General features: G+C 47.0%; 2 protein-coding genes and 1 pseudogene. 1 reads left to right on the forward strand and 2 read right to left on the reverse strand.

The genetic code is table 11. The features are described from left to right. Positions 1–16: 16 nt before the first annotated feature. Positions 17–346: a helix-turn-helix domain-containing protein gene (locus tag ACWPAB_RS15080; RefSeq protein ID WP_003584964.1), complete on the reverse strand. Its 330-nt coding sequence runs from the start codon at positions 344–346 to the stop codon at positions 17–19. Positions 347–1,046: 700 nt separating this feature from the next. Next, positions 1,047–2,642, reverse strand: a pseudogene (locus ACWPAB_RS15085) (CAP domain-containing protein). A 312-nt stretch (positions 2,643–2,954) separates the two neighbouring features. Here ACWPAB_RS15085 and ACWPAB_RS15090 point away from each other — a divergent pair. Continuing rightward, entirely contained in the window at positions 2,955–3,722 is a 768-nt protein-coding gene (locus ACWPAB_RS15090) for a DeoR/GlpR family DNA-binding transcription regulator (protein WP_016382329.1), read from the forward strand. The last annotated feature ends 43 nt before the right edge of the window (positions 3,723–3,765 follow it).

Consider the following 3,765-nt stretch of genomic DNA (forward strand, 5'->3'; position numbering starts at 1 on the left):
GTTGTTATTGAAGGCTTTAGCCCTTCATAGTTTTACCCAGCGCCGCATCAACAATCTTCTGCAATGCCCGAATCATCTCCGGATCCTTGATCAAGGTAACTGAGGCAGCCAGCGTCATGACTTCATCTTGGTCATCACCAAACGTAAAAAATTCCTGCAAACTGACATCCAAGCCTTTCACGATTCGTTCCAAGGTACTGATTCGTATATCGCCGCGACTGCCGCGTTCAATTCTGGCCAACATGGAGACGTCCATGTTGGCTTTTTCGGCTAATTGTTCTTGCGTCATTGATTTGCTGAGGCGCAGGTCGTGAATTCGATGCGCAATTTTTTCTTGTAATGACACCGTTTAACCCCCTATCAGGCATTCGTCATAATATCAACGCTACCTGACTCAGGATTGAAGGATTAGTGCTAATTGAAACACTTTTTAAATATATATGGACTTATTAGACCATGACGGTTTATAATAACACGTGTGATGGATAGCCATTGCATAAAAGTTGCACGTAGGCTAGTGACATTAAGTTAGCCACTGCGACGATAGCTCATAATAAAAACAGATATCGCTAGGAAAATCGATATCTAGAAAGCATCAGGGCCAACAGCCTTCAATGCTAGTAGGTCTTGCGCGGGGTAGTCAACCGAATTGATATAACGGTGTGGCTGGTGAGATGGTGGCCGGTTATCGTCTTGTGAGCTTGAAAAGTGCGTGGGGCGCTTATCATGACTCACAATTAAATAAAAGAGGTTCTGTTTAGAAAAGTTGAATGCGGTCATTTGGGGTGGCATGTTTTCAACGATAAACAGGACTTAAATAGTCAGCGGTTTATAACTTGCCGACTTGGATTTGGCTGTTTTTCACAGCAGTAGTACTTCATCAATTTGATGGAGTGCTTTTTTAAATTATAGTAGGTGGACCAGTTAAACTAGTTAAAAAATTTGACCGAGCACCAAAAACAACGCTGGGGTACATTCCCAACGTTGTTTTTGGTGAAGGGGTAAATAAAAGGATCAGAAGGATTCTCTCTCAAAGATTACCAGAATTAAAACCGCTTTGATCGCAGCTTCTGAACCATCCCAAGCCCAAATGTCGCTAACAACATTAGGAAGCCTACAATGCCGCCTTTTTCGAAAACGCGATTACCGGTCTCAGGTAAATCTTTGGAAGCGTTCTGCTCTTCATGTTTGGCGTTATCAGCTGCAGGAGTCGCATTCGTCTTTTGGGGTGTTGGTGAGCTCGGAGCATCCGCTTGTTTGTCAGCCGTTGTAGGAGCATCTGTGTGATCGTTCTTTGTGGCAGGATCAGAAGCTGACTGTGAGGGATCATCAGTTGAATTTTCATTCGTTGACGAGTTTTTCTTCTCCGAGAGTCAAATGGTGTAGTACATATGCCCGTCTTGGCCCATCGTCGCACCAAAACCGACTGCGGTTACGTCTGGTTGATAGAGATCGTCTAGGTTGAGTGTGCCCGGACGATCATCGAGTTGCAGGATGCCGGTTGCGACTAAATCTTCTCCACCTTCGCCTTCGTCGTGTTCGAAGGGAATGGTGTCACTCGATAGTGTGATGAGGTTTGTGTCAGGGGCTGACCGATCTGCTGGTGTGACGGTTCGTGGATTTTGCGGGTTGGCCAGTTGATTAGCGTCGGCGCTGGCCGTTTGTTGCGCGGCGTTTTGGAGCTGCGGGTCTAGATTGAGTGGGACTAAACCTTTGTTGGCTCGCTCCTTGTTTAGTAGCCGGTAAAAGGTGTCGGTGACATCGCTCATCTCTGGTTGATAGGCGCCATCGGCAGGTTGATAGTACATGGTGACAGTGTGGGCAGCATCGTCTTTTTTCCAGTAGATGTATGAAAAGTCTGGGAATGGCAGGACGGCGATTTTGTCACTGGCTACTTGATCGTCTGGCTTGAGCGACTTGCCATCGAGGGTTTTGTAGGAAACGGTGTAGGTGTCCTGACTCGAGACGGTAGGTTTTGCTGCGTAGTTGATGTAGGCGACAAATTCGCCACTTGGCAGCCGACCAATTGCGAGACCGTAACTGGTGGCGCCTTTGGGGAATGAGGCGGTGATGCGATTAGCCACCACTTCATCTGTCCACTTCACGGCACTGGGGTCGGGATTAAATGTTTCAACCGAACCGCCTTTAGCTACTAATCCGGCGTCCGTGAAGGCTTTGTTATTCGCAGTGTTATCGGGCCGGAGCACTGAGTCGGCTTGGATGGCCTTGGCAAGATCAGATGCGGCAATTCGAGCGACTGTATCATCATGCTGACTACCTTTTTGTTGGAGGGCGGCGTCAACGAGTGATTTGATGTGCGCTAAGTTTGGCTGATAGGCTTGCGCAATCGGTAAGTAGAGCAACCGTTTTCCGGATGTATAGTTATAAAAATAATCATGGCCATTGGCGCTGATTTTTTCTGGTGGAGCCGTTGGCGTTGCGCCGGGGGTGACCACCGTGATGGGTCCGGCGATTGGCCTAAAAGTTGAAAAGTCAGTGTAAACCGGCGTTGCGTCAGCGTCACTGGCTGCGTTGACGGTGGCCGGCAACGTGACCAGCGCACTGGTAGCAATACCACCACCGGCAAGGGCAGCTACAATTATGAGGGTACTTGTGAGTGGCAGATGCGAGGAACTAGACATAAAAAGCACATCCTTTCGAAGTTGAAAATCGTAATAGTTACGATTAACATACAAAAGTGTACGCTGACCGTCCTAGTTAACACAATTGCGGTATAAGATCATTTGCAGGTTTTATGATTATTTTTCAGTTTTTTGAAAGTGAAAGGCTGGTTTTGATAGACAACGAGTCGGATGGCGTTGAAGCGAAAAGTGACTTGAGTCTAAAGTGGGATTGCACATTTTTAGGGTATTTGGCAATCAAACATGCAAACAATTGTGGTGGGTTACCAATATGACAGGAACTTCAATAGTCACAATATAGGAGCAAGCTTAATGAAAAATTCACTGGCCAACGTTCAAGCGCGGCGATCTGACATTGAACGACTGGTTGATCGGCACGGAATTGCAACTGTGAAAGGATTGGCACTTCGGCTCAAGGTTTCCGAAATCACGATCAGGCGCGACCTGAAAATATTGCATGCCATGGGGTGGGTTAAATGGCACAACGGTCTTGTTGAAGCGATTGCCGGACAAGGTGGCGGTGAGCAGAGAACTTTGGCGGTGATTGCCCAAAGGATTGCGGCGGCTGTTCCCAATTACATTGCACGGTACAGCACGCTTTTCATGAACGCCAATTCATTGTGTCTGCAAGTCATCAATGAACTGGCTAAAATACCAGTGACCGTTATCACCAACAATCCGTGTGCAACTGCTTGTGCGCGGCATGAGGGCACTAAGATTATAATTACAGGCGGTAGGGTCAATACAAAGAAAAGTGTGCTGGCTGGCAGTGAAACGTTGAACTTTTTGTCGTCAAGGATAGCCGATGTCACCGTGATCGGCTGTGATGGTATCTCGGTTGACGGTGGCCTAACTTCAAGTAATGCAGAGGCGGCAGCGATCGATTCAATGATGGTCACAAAGGCGAAAAAATGTGTCATCTGCCTAGCAGATTATCGAAAAATCGGTGTTACCCAGCAGTATCACATTGCTGATCTTGGCAAGGTTGATATTTTAATCACAGATAGTTTTGCAGATGAAGCGGTGTTGCAGCAAGCGCGCAGAAAAGGTATCAACGTCATTCAAGTGACCGTTTGGTAAGGGAAATTAGTTTGACAAATAATAAAAACCTCGGGCAAAATTT

This window comes from Lacticaseibacillus sp. 30, assembly GCF_053819265.1.

What these genes read in the sequence shown, in the direction of transcription:
- ACWPAB_RS15090 (WP_016382329.1), top strand. Translation starts at nt 2,955, where the DNA reads ATGAAAAATTCACTGGCCAACGTTCAAGCGCGGCGATCTGACATTGAA.